The sequence below is a fragment of the Streptomyces sp. BV286 genome (assembly GCF_019090165.1).
Classification (GTDB): domain Bacteria; phylum Actinomycetota; class Actinomycetes; order Streptomycetales; family Streptomycetaceae; genus Streptomyces.
This window is the reverse complement of sequence record NZ_JAHRIB010000149.1, coordinates 76741-101542: the sequence shown is the minus strand read 5'-3', so window position 1 is coordinate 101542 and position 24802 is coordinate 76741. Positions and strand designations below refer to the sequence as shown.

The window sequence follows — 24802 nt, the reverse complement described above, 5'->3', positions numbered from 1 at the left end:
TGAACGCAACGATCCTGCGGACACGCGCAAGGTTGCTGCATTACGGCCGGAAAGCCAGGACTCATAGAGTCGTGCGCTGAACGTAGTGTGGCGGGGACCCCGTGCACGGTGGTCCCTCCTCAGGGCTGCCGTGGGGCCGCGCCGCCCTCACCGGCAGCGATGAAGGAGCCAGCCGCGTGCTCGACCACGGCGCACCCCCGCAGTCCCGCAGTCACCCCACCCCCGCGCCTCCGGGCCCCGGCGCGCGTCTGATGCGCCGCAAGCCCGTGGAGAGCCTGGTCGCCGAGGGCGGCCAGGGGGAGGGCGGCAGCCTGCGCCGCTCCCTCGGCCTGTGGCAGCTGACGATGATCAGCATCGGTGCCACGCTCGGCACCGGCATCTTCGTGGTGCTCGGCGAGGCCGTCCCGAAGGCCGGCCCGGCCGTCACCGTCTCCTTCGTGATAGCCGGACTCACGGCACTCTTCTCGGCCCTCTCGTACGCCGAGCTCGCGGGCACCATCCCGGTCGCCGGATCCTCGTACTCGTACGCGTACGCAACCATGGGCGAACTCGTCGCCTGGATCTGCGGCTGGTGCCTCGTCCTGGAGTACGGCGTCTCCGTCGCGGCCGTCGCCGTCGGCTGGGGCGAGTACCTGAACGAGCTCCTCGACGGCACGATCGGCGTCACCATCCCGGACGCGCTCTCCGCCCCGCCCGGCGACGGCGGGATCTTCAACCTGCCCGCGCTGATCGTCGTACTGCTCGCCATGGCGTTCCTGCTCGGCGGCGCCCGGGAGTCCGCACGCGCCAACACCGTCATGGTCGTCGTCAAGATCGCCGCACTGCTGCTGTTCTGCGCGATCGGCATCCAGGGCTTCCGCTCCGGCAACTACGAGAACTTCATGCCGCTCGGCATGGCCGGCGTCAGTGCCGCCGGGGCGACCCTCTTCTTCTCGTACATCGGGTTCGACGCGGCCTCCACCGCGGGCGAGGAGGCGAAGAACGCCCAGCGCGACCTGCCCCGCGCGATCATGCTCTCCCTGATCATCGTGACGGCCCTGTACGTGCTCGTCGCGGCCGTCGCCGTCGGCGCCAAGCCCTGGCAGCGGTTCACCGGCTCCGAGGCCGCCCTCGCCGGGATCATGAAGGACGTCACCGGTGACGCCGTCTGGGGCACGCTACTGGCGGCCGGCGCCGTGATCGCCATCGCGAGCGTCGTGCTGACCGTCCTCTACGGGCAGACCCGCATCCTCTTCGCCATGTCCCGCGACGGACTCGTCCCCAAGGTCTTCTCCCGCGTCCACCCGAAGACCGGGACCCCGCGCGTCAACACGGTCATCGTGTCCCTGTTCTGTGGCGTACTCGCCGCCGCGATCCCGCTCGGGCAGCTCGCCGACGCGACCAGCATCGGCACGCTCTTCGCCTTCGCGCTGGTCAATGTGGCCGTCGTGGTGCTGCGGCGGACACGGCCCGAGATGCCGCGCACGTTCCGGGTGCCGCTGTCGCCGTTGATGCCCGCGCTGGGCTTCGGGTTCTGCGTGTGGATGATGGGCAGCCTCGACACCGTGACCTGGGTGGTCTTCGGCGTCTGGATGGCTGTCGGGCTCGTGTTCTACTTCAGTTACGGCTACCGGCGCTCACGTCTCGCGACCGGGCCGGTCGGCTGAGCGGGTCCTCGCGGGGCCCGGCGGTTCCCAGCGGTCTCCGAAGAGAAGTGATCCACCCGCAGTGCTGAACAATCTCGACGAACGCATCGTCCACGCCCTTGCCGAGGACGCCCGGCGCTCCTTCGCCGACATCGGACAGGAGGTCGGGCTCTCCGCGCCCGCCGTGAAGCGGCGGGTGGACCGGCTGCGGGCCAGCGGGGCCATCACCGGGTTCACGGTGCGGGTGGACCCGGCGGCGCTCGGATGGGAGACCGAGGGGTTCGTCGAGATCTACTGCCGCCGGAACACCTCGCCCGAGACCATCCAGCGAGGGCTGGAGCGGTACCAGGAGGTCGTGGCCGCGTCCACCGTCACCGGGGAGGCCGACGCCGTCGTGCAGGTCTTCGCCTCCGACATGCGGCACTTCGAGCGGGTGCTGGAGCGGATCGCCGGGGAGCCGTTCGTGGAACGGACGAAGTCCGTGCTGGTGCTTTCGCCGTTGCTGCGGAGGTTTTCTTCCGGGTCCCCCACGTAGCGCTCCGCGGGTCGGTGGGGCTTGTTGCGCAGTTCCCCGCGCCCCTGGGGGTGGGTGGGTGTTCGGGATGGTGTGTCGTGTGCGGGTGGGTGGGGGCTGGTCGCGCCGTTCCCCGCGCCCCTGGGTGGGTGGGTGTTCGGGGTGGTGTGTCGCGTGGCCGCCGGCCTGGGCTGATCGCGCAGTTCCCCGCGCCCCTGAGGGTGGGTGAGTGCCCGGGGTGTAGGGCGAATGCGGGTCGGTCTGGGCTGGTCGCGCCGTTCCTCGCGCCCCTTTTCGGGGTGGGTGTGGGGGAGGCGTAAATCGCTGGGCCGGGGCGGAGGGGCGGGTCTAGCATCGGGGTATGACCTGGCGACATTGATCCATCAGCCGTGCCTCCCGAGGGCCGCCTCGGGCGCCGTATCTCCGGCGTCCGACATCTCTTCGCGGTCCCTTCGGGAAGGCCTCATGACACTCTCACCCGCGCGCGTGCCCGACACCTCCGTCCGGCGGCTGACGGCCACGCTGTACGGCTACGCGTTCCTCGACGACTTCGTTCTGCTCTACCCCGTGTACGCCCTGCTGTTCGCCGACAACGGGCTCACGGTCTGGCAGATCTCCTCGCTCTTCGCCCTCTGGTCGCTGACCGGTGTACTCCTGGAGATCCCCTCGGGGGCCTGGGCCGACGCCGTGTCCCGCCGTGCGCTCCTGTGGTTCGGGCCGCTGCTCACCGCCGCGGGCTTCACGCTCTGGGTGCTCGTCCCGTCCTACTGGGCGTTCGCCCTCGGCTTCGTCCTCTGGGGAGCCAAGGGGGCGCTCGGCTCCGGCGCGCTGGAGGCGCTGGTGTACGAGGAGCTCGACCGGCTCGGCGCCGCCGACCGCTACGGACGGATCATGGGCCGGGCCCGCGCCGCGGGACTCGTGGCCGTGATCGCGGCGCTGGGTCTGGCCGGCCCGGTCTTCGCGTTCGGCGGCTACCCGGCCGTCGGACTCGCCAGCGTGCTGGCCTGTCTGCTGACCGCGGTCACCGCGGCCCGGTTCACCGAGCACCGGGAACCGGCCCCCGCGGCCGGACCCGGCGAGGGATGGGCCCGCTCGCTGCGGGCCGGGCTCGCCGAGGCCCGCGAGGACCGGTCCGTCCGCGCCGCCCTGCTGCTCGTCCCGGCCGTCACCGCTGTATGGGGCGCGCTCGACGAGTACACGCCCCTGCTCGTCCGCGACACGGGAGTCACGGAGAACTCCGTACCGCACTGGCTGTTGCTGATCTGGGCGGGTGCGACGGTCGGCGGGCTGCTGGCCGGCGCGGGAGAGCGGCTGGGCAAGGGCGGGTTCGCGGCGATCCTGGCCGGTTCGGCCCTGGCGCTCGCCGTGGGCGCGGGGGTGCGGACCCCGGCCGGTATCGGCCTGGTGGCCCTGGCCTTCTGCGGATTCCAGCTGGCGAGCGTCCTGGCCGACGCCCGGCTCCAGGAGCGGATCGAAGGAACCGGCCGCGCCACCCTGACCTCGGTGGCCGGGGTGGGCACCGACCTGGCCACCATCGCCGTGTACGGCGCCTATGCCGTGGTCGGATCGGCGGCCACGCACGGCGCGGCCTTCGCGCTGTCGGCGGCGCCCTACCTCCTGACGGCGCTGATCGTGGCCACCGGGAGGAAGGCGGTCAGAGCTTCGGACGCCACGGCACGACCGTGAAGTCGCCGGTGCCCTTCCTGACCTTCTCGAAGGGCGCCGAGCCGACGCACTTGGGCAGTCCCTCGGTCTCGACGGGACTGCCCGTGGAGGCCCAGCTGTAGCCGAGCCGGTCCTGCCCTCCGGTGTCGTGGACGGTGATGCCGACCCGCTTGCCCTTCGCGCCGGGCAGGTCGGAGTCGGTGACGACACCGGAGACGACCGCCACCTTGCCGCCGGTGATCAGGCAGTCCACCTCGGCCTTCGCCCAGGCACCCTTGCCGCCGGCGTAGTGGCTCCATTCGAAGGTGCCCGTCGCCTTCAGCGGATCGGCGGTGTCCTCGGCCGCCAGGTGCGCGTCGAAGGAGAACGTGATGTCGTCGCCGGCCGACCGGTACAGCTTCGCGCTGCCGGTGAGCGCGGCGGCCTCGCGCGGCGACCGGCCGGACGAGCCGGAAGGGGCGGTCCCGCGCGGGGTGCCCGACGCCACGGCGGCCTCGCGCACGGTCTCGGACGCGGGCTCCGGCGCGCTCTCCGACGCGATGGCGGACCCCGCCAGCCCGGTGGTGACGAGCAGGGCCGCACCCAGCACGGCGCCCTTCGTCCGGCGGGTCGGGGTGATCCTCGTACGGAGGCTCGTCGCGGTGCTTCGACGGTTCATGACAGTCCTTTCGGCGGGTGCTGCGGACAGGACCCACTGTTCCGGCGCCGCCGCCGCGCCACATCGCGCCGGGGGCTGCACCGCACCTCCGCCACCCGGCGGGGAGCACGTCGGTGACCTGCGCCCAGGGGAGGACTGGCCCTCATACCGGGGGGCGCGCAACGAATCGCCGCCGGACCGCCGGTGGACGCAACGATTCGTCCACCGGCACGCAACGGCTCCTTCTTGTCCGCCCGAACCCGTCGCCCGTACCGTCTATCTGGCCCGCCTTTCCGGCCCGGCCGACCGGCCTTGTCCCTCCGGCCGTCCGCCCGGCTCCCACTCCCTTCCGTCCCGGTGAGGAACACGCATGCGCACCGCCCTGCTCCAGAGCTCCGGCCGACCCGGCTCCGTCGCCGAGAACCTCAGGGTCCTCGACGAGGCCGCGGGCCGGGCCGCCGCCGCGGGCGCCGGGCTGCTGATCACCCCGGAGATGTTCCTCACCGGCTACGCGATCGGCGCCGACGTGCACCGGCTCGCCGAGCCCGCCGACGGGGACTCCGCGGACGCGGTCGCGGAGATCGCCGGCCGGCACGGCGTGGCCGTCGTCTACGGCTACCCGGAGCGGTCCTCGGAGTCGGTCTTCAACTCGGTCCAGCTGATCTCCTGCGACGGCACGCGCCTGGCGAACTACCGCAAGACCCACCTCTTCGGCTGCTTCGAGCAGAAGTGGTTCACTCCTGGCGACGAGCCGGTCGTCCAGGCCGACCTGGACGGCCTCCGGGTCGGCCTCATGGTCTGCTACGACGTGGAGTTCCCGGAGAACGTCCGCGCGCACGCCCTGGGCGGCACCGACCTCCTCGTGGTGCCGACGGCCCAGATGCACCCCTTCCAGTTCGTCGCCGAGTCCGTCGTCCCGGTGCGCGCCTTCGAGAACCAGATGTACGTCGCGTACGTCAACCGGGTCGGTACGGAAGGGGAGTTCGAGTTCGTCGGGCTCTCGACCCTGGCCGGCCCCGACGGCGGCGCCCGCGCCCGCGCGGGCCGCGCGGAGGAACTCGTCCTCGGCGAGGTGGACCCCGCCTTCCTCGCCGCCTCCCGGGAGACGAACCCGTATCTGAAGGACCGCCGCCCCGGCCTCTACGGGTCCCTCGTCTGACACCCCCACCAGACCACCAGCCTCGCCCCAGCTTTCCCCGCAAGGAGTCCGTACCCCATGACGTCCACGGTGCCCCCCGCCGTCCCGCACACCGACGCGCAGCCGCCGATCACCATGTTCGGCCCGGACTTCCCGTACGCGTACGACGACTTCCTCGCGCACCCCGCGGGCCTCGGCCAGATACCGGCGACCGAGCTCGGCACCGAGGTGGCCGTCATCGGCGGCGGCCTCTCGGGCATCGTGGCCGCGTACGAGCTGATGAAGATGGGCCTCAAGCCCGTCGTGTACGAGGCCGACAAGATCGGCGGACGGCTGCGGACGGTGGGCTTCGACGGGTGCGACCCCTCCCTCACCGCCGAGATGGGCGCGATGCGCTTCCCGCCGTCCTCCACGGCGCTCCAGCACTACATCGACCTGGTGGGCCTGCGGACCGAGCCGTTCCCCAACCCCCTCTCCGAGGCCACGCCCTCGACCGTCGTCGACCTCAAGGGCGAGTCCCACTACGCCGAGACGGCCGACGACCTGCCACAGGTCTACCGGGACGTGGCGAAGGCCTGGAACGCCTGCCTGGAGGAGGGCGCCGACTTCTCCGACATGAACCAGGCGATGCGCGAGCGCGACGTGCCCCGCATCCGCGAGATCTGGGCGAAGCTCGTCGAGAAGCTCGACAACCAGACCTTCTACGGCTTCCTCTGCGACTCCGAGTCCTTCAAGTCCTTCCGGCACCGCGAGATCTTCGGCCAGGTCGGCTTCGGCACGGGCGGCTGGGACACCGACTTCCCGAACTCCATCCTGGAGATCCTGCGCGTCGTCTACACCGAGGCCGACGACCACCACCGGGGCATCGTCGGCGGCAGCCAGCAGCTCCCGCTGCGCCTGTGGGAGCGTGAGCCGCAGAAGATCGTGCACTGGGCGTACGGGACGTCGCTGGCCACGCTCCACGACGGTGAGCCCCGGCCCGCCGTGACCCGCCTGAACCGCACCGCGGGCAACCGGATCACCGTCACCGACGCCTCCGGCGACATCCGTACGTACCGGGCGGCGATCTTCACCGCCCAGTCCTGGATGCTGCTCTCCAAGGTCGCCTGCGACGACGCACTGTTCCCGATCGACCACTGGACCGCCATCGAGCGGACCCACTACATGGAGAGCTCGAAGCTGTTCGTGCCGGTCGACCGGCCGTTCTGGCTCGACAAGGACGAGGAGACGGGGCGGGACGTCATGTCGATGACGCTCACGGACCGTATGACGCGGGGTACGTACCTCCTGGACAACGGTCCGGATCAGCCCGCCGTCATCTGCCTGTCCTACACGTGGTGCGACGACAGCCTGAAGTGGCTGCCGCTGTCCGCGAACGAGCGGATGGAGGTCATGCTGAAGTCGCTCGGCGAGATCTACCCGAACGTCGACATCAGGAAGCACATCATCGGCAGCCCGGTCACCGTGTCCTGGGAGAACGAGCCGTACTTCATGGGCGCGTTCAAGGCCAACCTGCCCGGCCACTACCGCTACCAGCGGCGCCTGTTCACGCACTTCATGCAGGACCGGCTGCCCGAGGACAAGCGGGGCATCTTCCTCGCGGGCGACGACATCTCCTGGACGGCCGGCTGGGCGGAGGGTGCCGTACAGACCGCGCTCAACGCCGTGTGGGGCGTCATGCACCACTTCGGCGGCGGGACCGACCCGGCCAACCCCGGGCCCGGTGACGTCTACGACGAGATCGCCCCGGTGGAACTGCCGGAGGACTGATCACCAGGCCGGCGGCGGAGCGCTCAGCGGGGTGAGGAGACAGCGGCCGACCAGCCCCACCCCCGTGTCGAGGCGCTCGACGAACTCCTCGGCCAGGTCGGGGAGTTCGCGCAGCGCCCAGACGGCGCGGGCGGCCGACCAGGCAGCGTCCCGGGCCCGCTCCAGGCTCCAGGCGCCCAGCAGATGGGTCAGCGGGTCGGCGATCTGGAGGAGGTCCGGGCCCGGCATCAGATCCTCGCGGATGCGCTCCTCCAGCGAGACGAGGACGTCGCCCACGCGGTCGAAGTCGTCCTCCAGCTCGTCCGGTTCGCAGCCGAGCGTACGACAGGTGTCCACCACCGCGAGCGCCAGGTCGTGCCCGATGTGCGCATTGATGCCCGCGAGGGCGAACTGCAGCGGACGTACTCCGGGATGGCCCCTCAGCTGGAACAACGGCCGCCAGCAGGCGGGCGGCCGGCGCTCGTCCGCGACCGCCTCGACGGCCCTCAGATAGCGCTCCGCGAAGCGTACGTCCAGGGTGATCGCGGCTTCCGCGTCGGTGAAGTGCCCCGATTCCAGGCGCCTGTCGACCTCCTCGGTGACGGCGAGGTACACACGGTTGAAGACCGCGACACCGTCCCGCTCCGGCCAGCCCGCACCGAGCGCGCGCATCCGGTGCACGACCGCGTCGACGCCGTGCACGCGAGCCGTGTCCTGCCCGAAGCGTTCCAACCGCACCATGGGGGCAGGGTGCCAGGCCTAGGCTGTGCCCAGGGCCGCCGGGCCGAGCGCTTCCCCAGAACGGGGGAACACGCGGGACCCGGTGGAGGGGGGAGCACCACGTGTCAGGCCGACGTGCCGAGCGCCTGGCCGCACGGAGAGCGGAGCGCGGTCGCGCTGCCCGGCGCGGCGCCATGGTGGCGGTGGCATCCGCCGTCGTCGCGGTGGGGACCGTGACGGGAATGATGTCCGCGCTGGACGACGGCCGTGGATCCGACGAGGCACGCCCCGAGGTGACCAGCTCACCGCTGCTGCAGCCGCTGCCCGCCGTGCCGACGCCCTCACCCTCGAGGACGTCCGCCTCCCCGTCGCCGTCGCCCTCGCGGTCCACGGCGCGGCCGAGTCCGAAGCCCTCCAGGTCCGCGTCGACGAAGCCGAGGTCCGAGCCCGTGTCGGTGCAGCTGTACAGCCATCCCGATTCCCAGGTCCTGGACTGGGTCCGGGCCAACCGTGACGATCCGCGCCGCCCGGTCATCGAGTCCCGGATCGCCGACCGTCCCGCCGCGGTCTGGTTCGCGGACTACACGCCGTCGAACATCACCTCCCGCGTCAGGGCGGTCACCTCGGCCGGCTCGGCGAGGGGCAGCGTCCCCGTCGTCGTCCCGTACGCGATATCGAACCGCGACTGCGGCGGGGCCTCCCAGGGCGGGGCGCCCGACCTCGGCGCGTACGACGGGTGGATCCAGAAGTTCGCGGCGGGCCTCGGCTCCGGGGAGGTCGTCGTGATCCTGGAGCCCGACGCGATCGCCCAGTCCGACTGCCTCTCCGAGGGCGAACGGTCCGCCCGCTTCGCCTCGCTGGCCCGCGCGGGCCGCGTTCTGAAGGCGGCGAACCCGAAGGCGCGTGTCTACTACGACGCCGGGCACTCCGACTGGAACTCGCCCCAGAAGCAGGCCGGGCTGCTGCGCAGGGCCGGCGCCGCGTCCGCCGCCTCCTCGGACGGGATCTTCAGCAACGTCTCCAACTTCAACCGCACGGGCGACGAGGTCGCGTACGTCCGCCGGACCCTCGACGCGCTCGGCGGCCCCGCGGGCCTGGGCGCCGTCATCGACACCAGCCGCAACGGCAACGGCGCCCCGGCCGACGGCGAGTGGTGCGACCCCTCGGGCCGCAAGCTCGGCCAGGCGCCGACCCTGAGGACCGGAGAGGCACGGATCGACGCCTACCTGTGGGTGAAGCTGCCGGGCGAGTCCGACGGCTGCAAGGGCGCACCGGGGACGTTCACGCCCGACTACGCCTACGACTTGGCGCGCTGACCCCCCGCCGAGCCGGGGCCGGTGCCTGACCCGCTCTCCGGCTCCGTCCCGCTCTCCGCCCCGGCCTCGGAGCTGTACGAGGACGTGCCCTCGTCGAGCAGCGGTTCCTGCGCCTTGAGGTGCGCGGGGGCCAGCGCCCGCAGCGCGTGGTAGCCGGTGATGACCACCACCGTGCCGAGTGCGATGCCACTCAGCGAGAAGGTGTCGGTGAACTCCATCGTGACGTTGCCGACGCCGATGATGATGCCCGCCGCGGCCGGCACCAGATTCAGCGGATTGCGCAGGTCCACCCCGGCGTTGAGCCAGATCTGCGCGCCCAGCAGGCCGATCATGCCGTACAGGATGACGGTGATCCCGCCGAGTACGCCGCCCGGAATGGCGGCCACGACCGCGCCGAACTTCGGGCAGAGGCCGAAGAGCAGGGCGAAGCCGGCGGCGGCCCAGTAGGCGGCCGTCGAGTAGACGCGGGTCGCCGCCATGACGCCGATGTTCTCGGAGTACGTCGTGTTGGGTGGGCCGCCCACGGCCGTGGAGAGCATCGAGCCGACACCGTCCGCGGAGATCGCGGTGCCCAGCCTGTCGTCCAGCGAGTCACCGGTCATCTCGCCGACTGCCTTCACATGGCCCGCGTTCTCGGCGACCAGCGCGATGACGACGGGCAGTGCGACGAGGATCGCCGACCACTCGAACGACGGGCCGTGGAAGGCGGGCAGCCCGATCCAGTCGGCCTTCCCCACACCGGAGAGGTCGAGCCGCCAGTGGTCGACGAGTCTGCCGCTCGCGTCGAGCGAGTGGATCCGCCCGAAGACGCGGTCGAAGACCCACGAGATCCCGTACCCGAAGACCAGCCCGAGGAAGATCGCGATCCGTGACCAGAATCCGCGCAGGCACACCACGGCCAGCCCGGTGCACAGCATCACCAGGAGAGCCGTCCACTGGTCCTGCGGCCAGTAGGTGGCGGCGGTGACCGGCGCCAGGTTGAAACCGATCAGCATGACGACGGCGCCCGTGACGACGGGCGGCATCGCGGCGTGGATGATCCGCGCCCCGAAGCGCTGCACCGCGAGGCCGACCAGGAACAGGGCGACGCCCACGACGAACACGGCACCGGTCACGGTCGCGCTGGTGCCGCCCTGCGCGCGGATCACCGCGGCGACGCCCACGAAGGACAGCGAACAGCCCAGATAGCTGGGCACCCGGCCGCGGGTCGCGAGCAGGAAGATCACCGTCGCGACACCCGACATCATGATCGCGAGGTTCGGGTCGAGGCCCATCAGGACCGGCGCGACGAACGACGCCCCGAACATGGCCACGACATGCTGGGCGCCGAGGCCGGCGGTCCGGGGCCACGAGAGCCGTTCGTCGGGGCGGACGACCGCCCCAGGAGCGGGCGTCCGCCCGTCACCGTGCAGCTTCCAGCGCACGCCGAGGTCCATGGTGGGTCTTCGCTTTCTCTGTACCGGTGATTCCGTATGTGAAGATCAGCGCCATGGTAGGCCGGAGCCGGAACGGGAGCGGGAGGCGGTTCAGGTCCTGGGGCCGGGGACCTTCGCGTCGGTGACGGTGACCGCTTCGCCCGTCCGGCGGCCGCTGGCACGCAGGACGCCCGCGAACGCGGCGAGTCCGAAGGCCAGGACGGTCACCAGGACGAACGACGTCACCAGGCTCGTCGCGTCGGCGACGGTACCGATCGCGGAGGGCGCGATCAGGCCCGAGGTGTACGTGATGGTGGCGACGCCCGCGATGGCCTGGGCCGGGTTGGGGCCGCTGCGGCCGGCCGCGGCGAAGCAGAGCGGCACGACCACGGCGATACCGAGGCCCAGCAGCGCGAAGCCGGTCATGGCCACGGCGGCGTTGTCCGCCACGACGACGAGCACGCCGCCGAGGGTGGCGAGCACGCCGCTGACCCGGACGGTGCGGACCGGGCCGAACCTGTCCACCACCGCGTCACCGGCGAAGCGCGCGAGGGCCATGGTGAGCGTGAATCCGGTCGTGGATGCGGCGGCGAGTCCCGCGGAACTGCCGAGGACGTCCCGCAGATAGACCGCCGACCAGTCCAGACTCGCGCCCTCCGCGAACACCGCGCAGAAGCCGATCGCGCCGATGAGCAGGGCCGACCTCGGAGGCAGCGCGAAACGCGGGGGCGGTTCCTCGTCCTCGGTGGCGCGCAGGTCCAGTACGCCCTGACAGGCGGCCAGACCGACGAGAGTGAGCGTCACCGCCGCGAGCGCGTGGTGCAGCCGGGCGTCCGAGCCCAGGTGCGCGGCGAGCGTGCCGGCGGCCGAGCCGATCAGGGCGCCCGCGCTCCACATGCCGTGCAGCCCGGACATGATCGACTTGTCCAGCCGGTTCTCCACCTCGACACCCAGGGCGTTCATCGCCACGTCCGCCATGCCCGCCGTCGCCCCGTAGACGAACAGGGCCAGACACAGGGTGAGCAGGTTCGGCGCGAGCGACGGGAGTACGAGTGCGAGTGTCCACAGCGCCATGAGTCCGCGCAGGGCTGTGCGGGCGCCGAAGCGGTGGCTGACGCTGCCCGCGAGCGGCATCGCCACGGACGCGCCGATCGCGGGGAAGGCGAGCGCGAGGCCGAGCTGACCCGCGCTCACCGACGCATGGTCCTGGATCCACGGAACGCGCGTCGCGAACGAACCGGCGACGGCCCCGTGCACGGCGAACACCGCCGAGACGGCGTACCGGGAGCGCTTCACGTCGCGCTCCTCGTAGACCACTGCGCTCATGCTTCCGGCCCCTCCCTGCCCTCTTTCCGTCAGCCGCCGCCGTAAACTATCAGGCAGCCTGCCTGATAGATAGGCGGTATTGGGCCCCGCCGCCCGGCCGCCCCTGATCTGGAAGGATCCCGGCATGCCCGCATCTCCGAGCACCGCCCGGGCCATCAACGACCGGCTCGCCCTGCGTCTCCTCCAGCAGGAAGGCCCTTTGACGGCAGGCCGGTTGAAGCAGCTCACCGGCCTGTCCCGGCCCTCGGTCGCCGACCTCGTGGAACGGCTCGCCGCCGCCGGACTGATCGGCGTGGTGGGGGAGTCGGGCGAGCAGCGGCGCGGCCCGAACGCCCGCCTGTACGGCATCGTCGCCGACCGGGCGCACCTGGCGGCCCTCGACGTCCGCACCGAGGGCGTGGCCGTGGTCGTCGCGGATCTGCTGGGCTCGGTGCTGGCCGAGGCGTCGGTGCCGATCGCCTACGAGACGGACACCGGGCCCGCCGTCGAGCAGGCGGTCGCGCTGGTCGAACGCACGGCCAAGGAGGCAGGCGTCGAGCGGCTGCACACCGTCGGCATCGGTGCCCCCGGCCTGATCGACCCCGCCACCGGTGAACTCCGCGACTCCTCCGGGCTGCCCGAATGGCACCGCAGGCTCGCCGCCGCCCTCCAGGAGCGGCTCTCGGCCCGCGTCCTCGTCGAGAACGAGACCAACCTCGCGGCCCTGGCCGAGCAGCGCGACGGGGCCGCCCGTGACCGGGACACCTTCGTGCTGCTCTGGCTCGGCCACGGCATCGGCGCCGCCGTGGTCCTGGACGGCGTGCTGCGCCGGGGCGCCTCGGGCGGCACCGGCGAGATCGGCTTCCTGCCGGTGCCGGGTACGGACGGACTGCCGTCAGCGACGGGCTGCGACGGCGGCTTCCACTCCCTGGCGGGCGCCACCGCGATCGCCGAACTGGCGCGCCGCCATGGCGTCGTGACGGCCGTCGCCTCCCATGAACCGCATGCGGCGTCGTTGGTGCGGGAGGCGGTGTCGCGGGCCTCGGGCCCGGTCGCCGGACCGGTGTCCGACGCCGCCTCGGGATTCCTCGACGTGCTCGCCGACCGCGTCACCCTGGGCGCCGCGTCGGTGATCGCCGTGCTGGACCCCGGATGTGTGGTCCTCGCGGGGGAGATCGGGCGGGCCGGCGGCGAGGTGCTCGCCACCCGGGTGCGGGACCGGCTCGGCCGGATGTCGCCGCTGCCCACGGAGGTGCGGGCCGGCGCCCTGGGGGGCGGCGCCGTCCTGCGCGGGGCGCTGCTGATGGCGCGTGACGGGGCCCAGGACGAGCTGTTCGCGCCTCCGGAGAGGTGACCGGGGCGTGGACCTGCGTCCGCGCCCGTTTCCGGAACGGAGACCCGGCGGCGGGGCAAGGGCCTCCGTCACCGCCGCCGGGTCGATCTGGGGGCGGGCCGGCGAACGCGGACCCGAAGAGGCGTCGGTGAACGCAGACCCTAGAGAGGACTAGACCACTCCGTCAATAGGTATGGACCAGTACCAAGACGCCTCGTTCGCGGGGAACTTGACGCGTCACGAGTGTCCCGTGAAGTCCATCCGTACACCTTGTGAGCCACCCCACAGCATTCACCCGCATGGGCGTCGATCAGGCGTGGCACACTGAGTCTGTACCAGAAGCAGCGCACTCCGGGGTCGGTGAAAGTCCGAACCGGCGGTTACAGTCCGCGACCCGGTCGCTTCCAGCGGCCGGTTGACCAGGTGAAATTCCTGGACCGACGGTTAAAGTCCGGATGGGAGGCAGTGCGCGGCGGGCGGGCATTCGTGCGCGCCGCCGTCTGTTTCGACGTGTCCCACGGGCACGTCCTACGCGGCGTCGCCCCCGGTGTCCTCGTCCGCTCACAGCTGTCGTCATCGACAGGCCCCGGAGTCCGTGCCCTATGAGGCAGGAGGACCCGGGAAGTGTTCACCGGAATCGTCGAAGAGCTGGGTGAAGTCACCGCCGTCGAGAACCTCGGCGACGCCTCCCGTTTCCGGCTCCGTGGCCCCGTGGTCACCGAAGGTGCACGTCACGGGGACTCCATCGCCGTCAACGGCGTCTGTCTGACCGTCGTCGACCACGAGGACGGCGAGTTCACCGCCGACGTGATGGCGGAGACCCTGAACCGCTCCAGCCTCGGCGCCCTCACCGTCGGCTCCCGCGTCAACCTCGAACGGCCCATGGCCGTGGGTGAGCGCCTCGGCGGGCACATCGTGCAGGGCCACGTGGACGGCACGGGCGAGGTCCTCGAGCGCAAGCCGTCCGAGCACTGGGAGATCGTGAAGATCTCGCTGCCCGCGGACCTCTCGCGCTACGTGGTCGAGAAGGGCTCCATCACCGTCGACGGCATCAGCCTGACCGTCGTCGACGCCGGGCCCGACTTCTTCACCGTCAGCCTCATCCCGACCACCCTCGACCTCACCACGCTGGGCCGCAAGCAGCCCGGCGACCCGGTCAACCTCGAGGTCGACGTGATCGCCAAGTACGTCGAGCGCCTGCTCGGCCCGCGGGGACAACAGACGGCCGGCCTGCCCGGCATCCAGGGAGCGACCTCGTGAACTGGCTGAACTCCGAGGCGTTCACGCTCTTCGGCCAGCACATCAGGTGGGCCGACATGATCGGCAACGTGATCGGGCTGATCGGCCTCGCCCTCGGGTGGCGCCGCTCCATCTGGACCTGGCCCGTCCAGTTCCTGTCCGGAGCCATCCTCCTCGCGGCCTTCGCCACCGCCCACCTCTCGGGCAGCGCGGGCAAGCAGCTGGTCGTCATGGCCGTCGCCGTGTGGGGCTACTGGCAGTGGAACCGCGGCCGGGGCACCGCCCAGGACGGCTCCATCGCCGTCCGGTTCGCGACCTGGCGCGAGCGCGGCTACCTGCTCGGGGGCGCCGCCGTCGGCACCCTCGCGGTCGGGAGCCTCTTCACGGCGTACCCGTCGCTCTCCTGGGACCCCTGGCCCGACGCGTACATCTTCGTCGGCACCATCGTCGCGATGTACGCCCAGGCGCGCGGCATGGTCGAGTTCTGGTTCGCCTGGCTGCTCGTCGACCTGGTGGGCGTGCCGCTCAACTTCGCCAACGGCTTCGCCTTCTCCGGCTTCGTCTACATCATCTACGGCGCGCTCGTCCTGTGGGGCATGCGCGACTGGTGGCTGCGCTCCCGCAAGGCCGGGCAGCCCTCCCTGGAAGGAGTCCCGGCATGACAAGCGCACCTGTCTGGTACAGCACCGGGCATGATCAGGACACCTCGGACTTCGCTCTCGACCCGGTCGAGAAGGCCGTCGCGGACATCGCCGCGGGCCGCCCGGTCGTGGTCGTCGACGACGAGGACCGGGAGAACGAGGGCGACCTCGTCATCGCCGCCGAGAAGGCGACCCCCGAGATCATCGCCTTCATGATGAGCGAGTGCCGGGGTCTGATCTGCGCGCCCATGGAGGGCGACGAGCTCGACCGCCTCCAGCTCCCGCAGATGGTCGAGAACAACACCGAGTCGATGCGTACCGCCTTCACGGTCTCCGTCGACGCCGGCCCCGCCCACGGCGTGACCACCGGCATCTCCGCCGCCGACCGTGCCACCACGCTCCAGCTCCTCGCCGGCGGCCAGGCCGCGGCGGCCGACTTCGTCCGCCCCGGTCACATCTTCCCGCTGCGCGCCAAGCCCGGCGGCGTACTCGTCCGCAACGGCCACACCGAGGCCGCCGTCGACCTCGCCCGGCTCGCGGGCCTGCGGCCGGCCGGCGCCATCGTGGAGATCGCCGGCGAGGACGGGCGGATGCTGCGCCTGCCCGAGCTGATCCCGTTCGCCCGCAAGCACGGGCTGACGATCATCTCCATCGAGGACCTGATCGCCTACCGCCGCACCGCCGAACCCACGGTCCGGCGCGAGGCCAAAACCCATCTGCCCACCGCCTTCGGCGAGTTCACGGCCTACGGCTACCGCTCCACCGTCGACGGCGTCGAGCACGTCGCCCTCGTCCACGGCGAGATCGGCGACGGCGACGACGTCCTCGTGCGCGTCCACTCCGAATGCCTCACCGGCGACGTCTTCCACTCGCTGCGCTGCGACTGCGGCCCCCAGCTCGAAGCGTCCCTGCAGCGCATCCAGGCGGAGGGCCGCGGCGTCGTCGTCTACCTCCGCGGTCACGAGGGACGTGGCATCGGGCTCCTGTCCAAGCTGCGCGCGTACGAGCTCCAGGAGCGCGGCCGCGACACCCTCGACGCCAACCTCGAACTCGGCCTGCCCGCCGACGCCCGCGACTACGCTGCCGGCGCGCAGATCCTGGAGGACCTCGGCGTCCGCAGCCTGCGGCTGATGACCAACAACCCCGACAAGACCGACGCGCTCGTCCGCCACGGCCTCAAGGTCACCGACCGCGAGCCGATGCCCGTACAGGCGGGCGAGCACAACCTCCACTACCTGCGCACCAAGCGGGACCGGATGGGGCACGACCTGCCCTGGCTGGACACGACCACCGTGTCCGCCTGCGGCAACCAGTAACTCAGAGCACGAGGAGACACGTGAGCGGCAAGGGCGCACCCGAACTGTCCGTACGCAACTGCGGTGACCTGCGGGTCGCCGTCATCGCGGCACAGTGGCACACGAAGGTGATGGACGGACTCGTCGACGGCGCCCTGCGCGCCCTGCACGAGCTGGGAATCGACGAGCCGACCCTCCTGAGGGTCCCCGGCAGCTTCGAACTGCCGGTCGTCGCGAAGGTCCTCGCGGGCCGCGGCTACGACGCGATCGTCGCGCTCGGCGTCGTCATCCGCGGTGGCACACCCCACTTCGAGTACGTGTGCCAGGGAGTCACCCAGGGCCTCACCCAGGTCTCCATCGACACCGGGGTCCCCATCGGCTTCGGCGTGCTGACCTGTGACACCGAGGAGCAGGCCCTGGACCGCGCGGGCATCGAGGGCTCGAACGAGGACAAGGGGCACGAGGCGGTGACGGCGGCCGTGGCGACCGCGGCCACCCTCCGTTCAGTATCCGAACCCTGGCGCTGACGCGGGCCCCCGAGCGCGTAGGGTGAGGACCACCATGTCCAAGAAGACTTTCGAGGAGCTCTTCACCGAGCTCCAGCACAAGGCAGCCAACGGCGACCCCGCCACCTCCCGCACCGCGGAGCTGGTCGGCAAGGGGGTCCATGCCATCGGCAAGAAGGTCGTCGAAGAGGCCGCCGAGGTCTGGATGGCCGCAGAGTACGAGGGCAAGGAAGCAGCCGCCGAGGAGATCTCGCAACTGCTCTACCACGTCCAGGTGATGATGGTCGCCCGCGGCATCTCCCTGGACGACGTGTACGCCCACCTCTGAGCCTCTTCGGCCCCGAGCCCCTCGCCCCGACTCCCGCACCCGCACGAACGAAGGAAGCCGACCTCATGCTGCGCATCGCCGTCCCCAACAAGGGTTCCCTGTCAGGCCCCGCGGGGGAGATGCTGCATGAGGCCGGCTACCAGCAGCGCCGGGAGGCCAAGGAGCTCAGGATCGTCGACCCGGAGAACGAGGTCGAGTTCTTCTACCTCCGCCCCCGCGACATCGCGATCTACGTCTCCTCCGGCCGCCTCGACATCGGCATCACCGGCCGCGACCTGCTCATCGACTCCGCCGCCGACGCGGAGGAGATCCTGCCGCTCGGCTTCGCCCGCTCCACCTTCCGCTTCGCCACCAAGCCCGGCACCGCCGGGAGCGTCGAGGACCTGGCCGGCAAGACCGTCGCCACCTCGTACGAGGGCATCGTCGACAAGTACCTCGCCGACAAGGGCGTCGACGCGTCCGTCGTGCACCTCGACGGCGCCGTTGAGACGGCCATCGAGCTCGGCGTCGCCGAGGTCATCGCGGACGTCGTCGAGACCGGCACCTCGCTGCGCAACGCGGGCCTCGAGGTCTTCGGCGAGCCGATCATGAAGTCCGAGGCCGTCGTCATCCGCCGCACCGGCGCGGAGGTCACCGAGGAGACAGAGCCCAAGGTCCAGCAGTTCCTGCGCCGCCTCCAGGGCGTCCTCGTCGCACGGACCTACGTGATGATGGACTACGACTGCCGCGTCGAGCAGCTGGAGAAGGCCGTCGCCCTCACTCCCGGCCTGGAGTCGCCGACCGTCTCGCCGCTCCACAACGAGGGCTGGGTCGCCGTACGCGCCATGGTCCCGAGCAAGGAAGCCCAGCGGATCATGGACGACCTGTACGACATCGGCGCGCGGGCCATCCTGACCACGGCCATCCACGCCTGCCGCCTCTGAGGAACACCTTCGCCATGTCGGACGCACCAGAGCTGCCCGCTCTCCCCGTCACCTTCCGGCCGGGCCGTACCCGTGCCGTGCTGCTGACCGCCGGTGCCGCGATCTTCGTGGTCATCTCCACGGTCGCGCTGCTGCTCGAAAAGCTCGGCCCGGGGGAGCGGCTCAGCTTCGTCTTCACCGCCGCCCTGCTCTTCGGCGTACTCGCGCTGCTGTCGCGGCCGAAAGTCGTCGCCGACGAATCCGGCGTCACCGTCGTCAACATCGCCAGCCGGCGGCGGCTGGCCTGGGCGGAGATCCTGCAGGTCAACCTGCGCCCGGGGGACCCCTGGGTCTTCCTGAACCTCAGCGACGGCACCAGCCTGCCCGCGCTCGGCATCCAGCCGGGCATCGCCAAACAGCGCGCGATCAGCGACGCCCGTACGCTGCGCGCCCTCGCCGAGGCCCGCTCGCCCGGCGACGACGCCGGGCAGCACGACGAACATCACGCCTGACTCCCGGCCTTCCACCCTGCCGTACGGGGCCCTGTCTTGATTAACCTGTTGGCGGAGGCGTTTTCGTTGCGCCTCCGCCGCTGACCTTCCCCCCGGAACTCAGCGGCCCCCTGCTATTCGAGGAGTGACTCCCTCCAGCGATGGACGGATCGTCCTGTAGTACCTGCGCCGCCCCCTCCCGGCACATCGAGGCGGCGGCATGACCATCCCCCTGCTGCTCCTCGGGGCGGCATTTCTCCTGATTCTCGCCAACGGCTTCTTCGTGGCGGCCGAATTCGGCCTCGTCACGGTGGAGCGCCCCGAGGCCGAGAAGGCCGCGGCCGAGGGCGACCGACGGGCCCGTACGGTCGTCAACTCGCTCAAGGAGCTGTCCTTCCAGCTCTCCGGCACCCAGCTCGGCATCACCATCACCTCACTGGTGGTCGGCATGCTCGCCGAACCGGCGCTCGCCGAGCTGCTGAACGGACCCATCACCGCGGTCGGCATCCCCGGCGGAGCCGTGTCCGGCGTCGCCGTGGTCGTCGGCATGCTGCTCGCCTCGGCCGTGCAGATGGTGATCGGCGAACTCGTACCCAAGAACTGGGCGGTGTCCAAGCCCATGCAGGTCGCGCGGTTCGTCGCGGGCCCGCAGCACGCCTTCTCGACCGTGTTCCGGCCGGTGATCTCGGGGCTGAACTCCGTCGCCAACCGGCTCGTCCGCACCCTGGGGGTCGAGCCCACCGCGGAGCTGGCCTCCGCCCGCACCCCCGGCGAGCTCGTGTCCCTGGCCCGGCACTCGGCCCGGGCCGGCGCCCTGGAGCAGGACACCGCAGACCTGTTCGTCCGTACGCTCTCGCTGGCCGACCTCACCGCACAGCACGTCATGACCCCGCGGGTGAGGGTCAGCGCCCTCCAGTCCTCCGCGACCGCGGAGGACGTCGTCAACCTCACCCGCGCCACCGGCCTCTCCCGCTTCCCCGTCTACCGGGAGCGGATCGACGAGATCGTCGGCATGGCGCATCTGAAGGACGCCCTCGCCGTGCCCTCGCGCGACCGGCTGCGCACGCCCGTCACGAGGATCGCCCAGGCCCCGCTGCTCGTCCCGGAGACGCTGCCCGTGCAGCCGCTCCTGGAACGCCTGCGCAAGGAGCAGCCCATCGCCGTCGTCGTCGACGAGTACGGCGGCACCGCCGGAGTCGTCACCCTGGAGGACATCGTCGAGGAACTCGTCGGCGAGGTCCGCGACGAGCACGACGACGTGCTCAACGAACCGCCCGAGCTCGCCGCGGCGCCGGCCGAGGACGGCCGGCCCGCCTGGGACGCCGACGGCAGCTGCCGCGTCGACATCCTCCAGCGCATCGGCCTGGACGTCCCCGAGGGCCCGTACGAGACGGTCGCCGGCCTCGTCGCCGACCTGCTCGGCCGGATCCCCGCTCCCGGCGACCGGGCCGAACTGCCCGGCTGGCGTCTTTCGGTGCGCCAGGTCGGGCACTACCGGGCCGAGCGGGTCCGGCTCGTCAGGACCGCCGACGCCGGGTCCGTCTCCGCTCCCGTCCCCGCGGTGGAGGCCGTCCGATGAGCGTGCTCCAACTCCTGTTCGCCGGTCTGCTCGTGCTCGCCAACGGATTCTTCGTCGGCGCCGAGTTCGCACTGGTCTCCGTCCGGCGCAGCCAGATCGAACCGCTCGGCACCGCACGGGCCCGGCAGGTCATGTACGGCCTGGAGAACCTGCCGCAGATGATGGCCGCCGCGCAGTTCGGCATCACCGTCTGCTCGCTGACGCTCGGCGCGGTCGCCGAACCCACCGTGGCGCACCTCCTGGAGCCGGTCTTCCACGCCGTGCACCTGCCGGAGGGCATGATCCACCCGCTCGGGTACGTCATAGCCCTCGCCGCGGTCGTCTTCCTCCACCTGGTGGTCGGCGAGATGCTGCCGAAGAATCTGGCGATGGCCGCCCCCGAGAAGACCGCGCTGTGGCTCAGCCCCGGCCTGGTCGCCTTCGCCCGGCTGTGCAAGCCGGTCACCGTGGGCCTCGGCGCCTGCGCCCGCGTCATCCTGAGGCTCTTCCACGTCGAGCCCAGGGACGAGGTCGAGGCGGTCTTCACCAGCGAGCAGCTCAACCGGCTCGTCGAGGACGCCGGTCAGGCCGGTCTTCTCGACCCGGGGGAGCAGGAGCGCCTGGAGGACGCCCTGGAGCTGGGCTCCCGCCCGGTCACGGACGTGCTCCTGGACCGCGAGTCGCTGGTGAGCGTGGGCCCCTCGGTCACCCCGGGCCAGGTCGTCGCGCTCACCGCCCGCACCGGGTACTCGCGTTTCCCGGTGGTCGCGGAGAACGGCGCCTTCATGGGGTACCTGCACGTGAAGGACGTCCTCGATCTGGAGGAGTCCGAGCGGGCCGTACCGCAGCAGGTCTGGCGCCCGATGACCACCCTCAGCGCCGAGCTTCCGCTGGACGACGCCCTGACGGTGATGCGCCGGGCGGCGACGCATCTCGCGCAGGTCGCCGACGCGTCCGGGCGGGTGCTCGGCCTGGTCGCCCTGGAGGACGTGCTGGAGCTGTTGGTGGGCGAGGTCCGCGACCCCGCCCACCGGCAGGCTCCGGCGACCCGGGTGGGCGAGCCGCGCAAGGAGACACCGGGCCCGGCCCCGGAGGCGGCGGAGCAGGCGCTGGCCAGCTGACGCAGCAGGCCCCGCGCCCCTTCGTACGGGGGTGCGGGGCCTGCTGTGGCGCTTTCAGGGGTGCGGGGAACCGCGCGACAAGCCACGACGGTGCCGCTCACGCGGGACGACCTCAGGCTGCCGAGCTCGTGGGCGCACCCGCACCTACACGCCCGAGGGATCCTGGGGGCCCCGCCCCGACAGCACCTCTCCGTACGCCTGCATCAGGTCCGCCAGCCGCAGCGTCGACAGGTCGTCACGGCTCAGGCTGCCCGGGTAGCCCGACAGCCGCAGGTCGCGGTAGGCGCAGCTCTTCTCGTAGAGCGTGCGCAGGAACCGTCCGTTGCCGAGCTCGTCGATCCAGCCCTGGTCCACCACGTGCCCGCTGATGGAGCGCAGCTCGTCGAGGGCCTCCTCGTCCCACACGTCGCCGTTCTCGGCGGCCAGCACCTCGCCGATGGAGGTGAGTTCGAGCGGGCGGTACGAGGGGAAGTCGACGCGGGTCGTGAAGCGGGACGAGAGACCGGGGTTGGCGGCCAGCAGGCGGTCCATGCCCTCCGGATAGCCGGCCAGTATGACCACCAGGTGGTCGCGGTTGTCCTCGGCGCGCTTCAGCAGGACCTGGAGGGCCTCGTCCCCGTACGCGTCGCCCTTGCCGTAGCCCGAGTTGGAGAGCGAGTAGGCCTCGTCGACGAACAGCACTCCGCCGATCGCGGAGTCGATCAGTTCGTTGGCCTTCACGGCGGTCTGGCCGAGGTACTCGCCGACCAGGTCGGCGCGCTGGGCCTCGACGAGGTGGTCGCCGCCGAGCAGGCCGAGCGCGTAGAAGACCCGGCCGAGAATGCGGGCCACGGTGGTCTTGCCGGTGCCGGAGGGCCCGGAGAACACGAAATGCCGCTTCGGAGGCTGGACCGGCAAACCCTGACCGGCGCGCAACCGGGCCATGTTCAGCTGTGCCGAGAGCGCCTTCACCTGGCGTTTCACCGGTTCGAGACCGACCATGCGCTCCAGTTCGGAGAGCGCCTCCTCGAGCAGTGCGGGGTCGGTGGGACCGGTCGGCAGATGCGGTGGCAGCACCGGCACGATGGCCTTCTCGCGGACCCGGTCCGGCGGGGAGGGCAGCCCACCGGTCGGCGGCAGCTCGGGCTCCGACAGCTTCAGGTCACGGCCCTCGGCGCCGAACAGCGGTTCCACGCCGTCGGGGCCGTCCAGCATGTCCTGCCCGGCCCCGGTCAGCGTGATCGCCGCGAGGTCGGCCGTGTCGTCGTACCCGTCGCCCTCGGAGATCGCGGCGAGCCGGGCCGAGGTGTCCATGAACGCCGGATCGACCCGGTGGACCGCCCGGTAGAGGGGGAGAGCCGCGGCGGAGCGGCCCGTGCCCTCGTGCGCCCGCGCCAGCCAGTACCGCAGTTCCTTGCGCTGGGGCTGCTCGCTGCGGCAGCGCATCAGCGCCGACGACAGCAGCGGCTCGGCCTGTCCGAACATCTCCAGGCGCACGCGGGCCATGCCACCGAACAGGCCGGCCTCGATGCCCAGCATCGGATCGTCGATCAGCGGATCCGTGTGCCGGACCAACTGCTCCCAGTCCTTGACGAGATAGGCCCGGCAGGCGTGCAGGAACCGCACCTGCGGATCCGTGTCCACCGGGGGCAGACTCGCCAACGCCCGGTCCAGCTCCGGGACATGACGTCCGTCGAGCCAGTGCGAGGAGTGCGCGAGCAGCAGGTCGCGCGGCGACTCCAGGACCGGCTGCACCCACCAGCCCAGCCAGTACCAGGAGTTGAGCGTGCGCCGGTGGCGGGTGCGCTGCTCCCCGAAGCGGTCGCGGTGCCGGAACATCCGCAGCAGCGCGGTCGTCGTGTCGATGCGCAGCGCGTGCAGCCCGAGCCAGCCGTCCGCCATTCCCGGATCCATCCGGACCGCGGCGCGGAACTCCTCCTCCGCCTGCGGATAGGCCCCCATCGTGTAGGCGTCCACACCCCGCAGCCAGGCGAGGTCGGCCGGGGCCTCGGGGCCCTGCATGCCGAAGTCCATCACGTCCCCCACAAACCGTGCCCCCGTTGATCGCCGGGCGGGCCGGTGCCCGTCGGCAGTCTTCGTCGAACCGCTGTGCCGCGGACGGGAGTTGCGCGTGGTGCGGAGAGCAGCCGTCCGAAGGTCGCACCAAGAGGCATCGTACCTGCGGGGGAGCACCGGGCCGAAGGGTGCCGCACGACGGGTTCTTCGAGGTGGGAGCGGACGGGGCGCACTCAGGACGGTCACTGAGCGTGAACGAATTGCGCCTCGGAGCGTCCGAAAAGGTCCTGAAGGCAGAACGAAGCCCCCGATCACGGGGGAACAACCGGGGGCTTCGCGTCTGCGGGGCGTCCTCGGAAGGCCGCTCATTGAGAACGTAAGACCTGTACGGCCCCTCGGTCAAGCCGAGTTGGAGGACTCAGGCAACTTCTCGGACAGGCCTCTTCACGAGTTCAGCACATAGACGCAGGGCCGTCACGGTCGGTGACGGCCAGTGCCCTCACCGGCGTCTCCGCAGGTCCCGGGAGCACCTCGTATCCGTCTGAACACTGCCGTACCAGCAGGTCGGCGAACGGCTCTGAAGGGTCCTCGGCGAAGTGCCGGCGCTCGGCGGGAACCCACCCCGCCCAGAAGTCGCTCTGTGCCGAACCGTCCCGTCGGCGTCCGCGCGCCCAGGCGTCCTCATGGGGCAGCTCCATCCACAGCAGTCCCGCCAGATGCGGCCGCAGCGCGCGGCGGCCCGCGCCCACCCCCTCGACGAGGACCACGGGCGCGGGCGGCAGGGTGCGGTCCGGCCCGAAGTCGCGCAGCTGCCAGTCGTACGGGCGGTAGTGCGCCGTCTCACCGCGGCCCAGCGGCCCGACGACCTCCCGGAGCAGCCGCCCGGTCCACGCGAAGAGCTCCTCGTGCGTGGCGATGTCGTCCAGGTGCAGTACGGGGGCGCCGTCCAGCGCTCCGGCCAGACGGTCCGCGAACGTGGTCTTGCCGGAGCCCGCGTGGCCGTCCACGCCGACCAGCCGGACCGGGCCGCAGGAGGGCGGCAGCCGGTGCAGCAGAGGGGCGAGGGTGTGAAGGCGGATGAGGGGTCCCGGGGTGCGGAGGGGTGTGTACGTGATCCGGTGGAACACCCTACCGAGCCCGGTACGGGGTGAATGGGAGGAAGGTTCCGGTCCTGTGCCCGGGGTGTGCGGGGCCTCGCGCGGTGGCCGCGGGCGGCCCGGAGCGTGCCAGTGGTCCTGACCAATATTGGTCGGCGCCGCGACGCTTGAAGTGCTGGCAGAAGCGCTGATCGCGTTCCATAGTGGGCGCA

Annotated in this window: 22 protein-coding genes and 1 riboswitch; of the genes, 16 read left to right on the top strand and 6 right to left on the bottom strand. The window is 71.5% G+C overall.

Translation table 11 applies throughout. The features are described 5' to 3' along the window. The first annotated feature begins 176 nt into the window (after positions 1–176). The 3 genes from KUF83_RS24435 to KUF83_RS24425 all read left to right on the top strand — a co-directional run bounded on the left by KUF83_RS24435 (position 177) and on the right by KUF83_RS24425 (position 3825). Complete coding sequence (locus KUF83_RS24435) at positions 177–1646, top strand: amino acid permease (protein WP_217457041.1); 1470 nt, start codon at positions 177–179, stop codon at positions 1644–1646. Between the two features lie 61 nt (positions 1647–1707). Continuing rightward, positions 1708–2160, top strand: a complete 453-nt coding sequence (locus KUF83_RS24430; protein ID WP_217457039.1) for an Lrp/AsnC family transcriptional regulator — start codon at positions 1708–1710, stop codon at positions 2158–2160. Positions 2161–2604: 444 nt separating this feature from the next. Continuing rightward, the gene (locus tag KUF83_RS24425; protein ID WP_217457038.1) at positions 2605–3825 is read left to right on the top strand and encodes an MFS transporter; all 1221 of its coding nucleotides are present in this window, start codon (positions 2605–2607) and stop codon (positions 3823–3825) included. Here KUF83_RS24425 and KUF83_RS24420 read toward each other — a convergent pair. Next, the gene (locus tag KUF83_RS24420) at positions 3794–4462 is read right to left on the bottom strand and encodes a Repetin (RefSeq protein WP_254644304.1); all 669 of its coding nucleotides are present in this window, start codon (positions 4460–4462) and stop codon (positions 3794–3796) included. The two genes, KUF83_RS24425 and KUF83_RS24420, sit on opposite strands and share 32 nt — an antisense overlap. Positions 4463–4811: 349 nt before the next feature. Between KUF83_RS24420 and KUF83_RS24415 the strand changes: the two genes are divergently transcribed. Beyond that, complete coding sequence (locus KUF83_RS24415; RefSeq protein ID WP_217457037.1) at positions 4812–5600, top strand: carbon-nitrogen hydrolase family protein; 789 nt, start codon at positions 4812–4814, stop codon at positions 5598–5600. Between the two features lie 57 nt (positions 5601–5657). Beyond that, the gene (locus KUF83_RS24410; RefSeq protein WP_217457035.1) at positions 5658–7349 is read left to right on the top strand and encodes an NAD(P)/FAD-dependent oxidoreductase; all 1692 of its coding nucleotides are present in this window, start codon (positions 5658–5660) and stop codon (positions 7347–7349) included. On the opposite strand, the gene KUF83_RS24405 is transcribed toward KUF83_RS24410, so the two are convergent. Continuing rightward, positions 7350–8069: a DUF5995 family protein gene (locus KUF83_RS24405; protein WP_217457033.1), complete on the bottom strand. Its 720-nt coding sequence runs from the start codon at positions 8067–8069 to the stop codon at positions 7350–7352. A 173-nt stretch (positions 8070–8242) separates the two neighbouring features. On the opposite strand from KUF83_RS24405, the gene KUF83_RS24400 reads away from it, so the two are divergent. Next, positions 8243–9364, top strand: coding sequence for a glycoside hydrolase family 6 protein (locus KUF83_RS24400; protein ID WP_217457111.1), 1122 nt, complete (start codon positions 8243–8245; stop codon positions 9362–9364). Here the strand turns inward: KUF83_RS24400 and KUF83_RS24395 are convergent. Further along, entirely contained in the window at positions 9346–10800 is a 1455-nt protein-coding gene (locus tag KUF83_RS24395; RefSeq protein ID WP_217457031.1) for a uracil-xanthine permease family protein, read from the bottom strand. The genes KUF83_RS24400 and KUF83_RS24395 overlap by 19 nt on opposite strands. Before the next feature lie 90 nt (positions 10801–10890). Further along, positions 10891–12105 (bottom strand): MFS transporter, encoded by a 1215-nt coding sequence (locus tag KUF83_RS24390; RefSeq protein WP_217457028.1) that lies wholly within the window; start codon positions 12103–12105, stop codon positions 10891–10893. Positions 12106–12229: 124 nt separating this feature from the next. Between KUF83_RS24390 and KUF83_RS24385 the strand changes: the two genes are divergently transcribed. The 10 genes from KUF83_RS24385 to KUF83_RS24340 all read left to right on the top strand — a co-directional run bounded on the left by KUF83_RS24385 (position 12230) and on the right by KUF83_RS24340 (position 21498). Continuing rightward, on the top strand, positions 12230–13438 hold the full coding sequence (locus tag KUF83_RS24385; protein WP_217457014.1) for an ROK family transcriptional regulator: 1209 nt from the start codon (positions 12230–12232) through the stop codon (positions 13436–13438). 321 nt (positions 13439–13759) lie between these two features. Beyond that, positions 13760–13890, top strand: a riboswitch (FMN riboswitch). 151 nt (positions 13891–14041) lie between these two features. Further along, a complete protein-coding gene (locus KUF83_RS24380) occupies positions 14042–14677 on the top strand; it encodes a riboflavin synthase (RefSeq protein WP_217457013.1) in 636 nt (211 codons plus the stop codon). Further along, positions 14674–15318 (top strand): nicotinamide mononucleotide transporter family protein, encoded by a 645-nt coding sequence (locus KUF83_RS24375; protein ID WP_217457012.1) that lies wholly within the window; start codon positions 14674–14676, stop codon positions 15316–15318. The genes KUF83_RS24380 and KUF83_RS24375 overlap by 4 nt, the downstream gene beginning before the upstream one ends. Then, positions 15315–16613 (top strand): bifunctional 3,4-dihydroxy-2-butanone-4-phosphate synthase/GTP cyclohydrolase II, encoded by a 1299-nt coding sequence (locus KUF83_RS24370; RefSeq protein WP_217457010.1) that lies wholly within the window; start codon positions 15315–15317, stop codon positions 16611–16613. Before KUF83_RS24375 ends, KUF83_RS24370 begins: the two co-directional genes overlap by 4 nt. A 20-nt stretch (positions 16614–16633) precedes the next feature. Beyond that, entirely contained in the window at positions 16634–17119 is a 486-nt protein-coding gene (gene ribH / locus KUF83_RS24365) for a 6,7-dimethyl-8-ribityllumazine synthase (protein WP_217457009.1), read from the top strand. A 34-nt stretch (positions 17120–17153) separates the two neighbouring features. Beyond that, positions 17154–17426, top strand: coding sequence for a phosphoribosyl-ATP diphosphatase (locus KUF83_RS24360; RefSeq protein ID WP_031486114.1), 273 nt, complete (start codon positions 17154–17156; stop codon positions 17424–17426). A 65-nt stretch (positions 17427–17491) separates the two neighbouring features. After that, entirely contained in the window at positions 17492–18349 is an 858-nt protein-coding gene (gene hisG / locus KUF83_RS24355) for an ATP phosphoribosyltransferase (protein ID WP_217457007.1), read from the top strand. Positions 18350–18363: 14 nt separating this feature from the next. Then, complete coding sequence (locus KUF83_RS24350) at positions 18364–18840, top strand: PH domain-containing protein (RefSeq protein WP_217457005.1); 477 nt, start codon at positions 18364–18366, stop codon at positions 18838–18840. Positions 18841–19039: 199 nt separating this feature from the next. Continuing rightward, positions 19040–20398: a hemolysin family protein gene (locus tag KUF83_RS24345; RefSeq protein WP_217457003.1), complete on the top strand. Its 1359-nt coding sequence runs from the start codon at positions 19040–19042 to the stop codon at positions 20396–20398. Then, positions 20395–21498, top strand: a complete 1104-nt coding sequence (locus tag KUF83_RS24340; RefSeq protein ID WP_217457001.1) for a hemolysin family protein — start codon at positions 20395–20397, stop codon at positions 21496–21498. The genes KUF83_RS24345 and KUF83_RS24340 overlap by 4 nt, the downstream gene beginning before the upstream one ends. Before the next feature lie 144 nt (positions 21499–21642). Here KUF83_RS24340 and KUF83_RS24335 read toward each other — a convergent pair whose 3' ends face one another. Next, positions 21643–23511, bottom strand: a complete 1869-nt coding sequence (locus KUF83_RS24335; RefSeq protein WP_217456999.1) for an AAA family ATPase — start codon at positions 23509–23511, stop codon at positions 21643–21645. A gap of 434 nt (positions 23512–23945) precedes the next feature. Next, positions 23946–24608, bottom strand: a complete 663-nt coding sequence (locus KUF83_RS24330) for a uridine kinase (protein WP_374106152.1) — start codon at positions 24606–24608, stop codon at positions 23946–23948. Positions 24609–24802 lie beyond the last annotated feature (194 nt).

What these genes read in the sequence shown, in the direction of transcription:
- KUF83_RS24425 (WP_217457038.1), top strand. Translation starts at nt 2,605, where the DNA reads ATGACACTCTCACCCGCGCGCGTGCCCGACACCTCCGTCCGGCGGCTG.
- KUF83_RS24420 (WP_254644304.1), bottom strand. Translation starts at nt 4,462, where the DNA reads ATGAACCGTCGAAGCACCGCGACGAGCCTCCGTACGAGGATCACCCCG.
- KUF83_RS24415 (WP_217457037.1), top strand. Translation starts at nt 4,812, where the DNA reads ATGCGCACCGCCCTGCTCCAGAGCTCCGGCCGACCCGGCTCCGTCGCC.
- KUF83_RS24410 (WP_217457035.1), top strand. Translation starts at nt 5,658, where the DNA reads ATGACGTCCACGGTGCCCCCCGCCGTCCCGCACACCGACGCGCAGCCG.
- KUF83_RS24405 (WP_217457033.1), bottom strand. Translation starts at nt 8,069, where the DNA reads ATGGTGCGGTTGGAACGCTTCGGGCAGGACACGGCTCGCGTGCACGGC.
- KUF83_RS24400 (WP_217457111.1), top strand. Translation starts at nt 8,243, where the DNA reads ATGGTGGCGGTGGCATCCGCCGTCGTCGCGGTGGGGACCGTGACGGGA.
- KUF83_RS24395 (WP_217457031.1), bottom strand. Translation starts at nt 10,800, where the DNA reads ATGGACCTCGGCGTGCGCTGGAAGCTGCACGGTGACGGGCGGACGCCC.
- KUF83_RS24390 (WP_217457028.1), bottom strand. Translation starts at nt 12,105, where the DNA reads ATGAGCGCAGTGGTCTACGAGGAGCGCGACGTGAAGCGCTCCCGGTAC.
- KUF83_RS24385 (WP_217457014.1), top strand. Translation starts at nt 12,230, where the DNA reads ATGCCCGCATCTCCGAGCACCGCCCGGGCCATCAACGACCGGCTCGCC.
- KUF83_RS24370 (WP_217457010.1), top strand. Translation starts at nt 15,315, where the DNA reads ATGACAAGCGCACCTGTCTGGTACAGCACCGGGCATGATCAGGACACC.
- KUF83_RS24360 (WP_031486114.1), top strand. Translation starts at nt 17,154, where the DNA reads ATGTCCAAGAAGACTTTCGAGGAGCTCTTCACCGAGCTCCAGCACAAG.
- hisG (WP_217457007.1), top strand. Translation starts at nt 17,492, where the DNA reads ATGCTGCGCATCGCCGTCCCCAACAAGGGTTCCCTGTCAGGCCCCGCG.
- KUF83_RS24350 (WP_217457005.1), top strand. Translation starts at nt 18,364, where the DNA reads ATGTCGGACGCACCAGAGCTGCCCGCTCTCCCCGTCACCTTCCGGCCG.
- KUF83_RS24345 (WP_217457003.1), top strand. Translation starts at nt 19,040, where the DNA reads ATGACCATCCCCCTGCTGCTCCTCGGGGCGGCATTTCTCCTGATTCTC.
- KUF83_RS24340 (WP_217457001.1), top strand. Translation starts at nt 20,395, where the DNA reads ATGAGCGTGCTCCAACTCCTGTTCGCCGGTCTGCTCGTGCTCGCCAAC.
- KUF83_RS24335 (WP_217456999.1), bottom strand. Translation starts at nt 23,511, where the DNA reads ATGGACTTCGGCATGCAGGGCCCCGAGGCCCCGGCCGACCTCGCCTGG.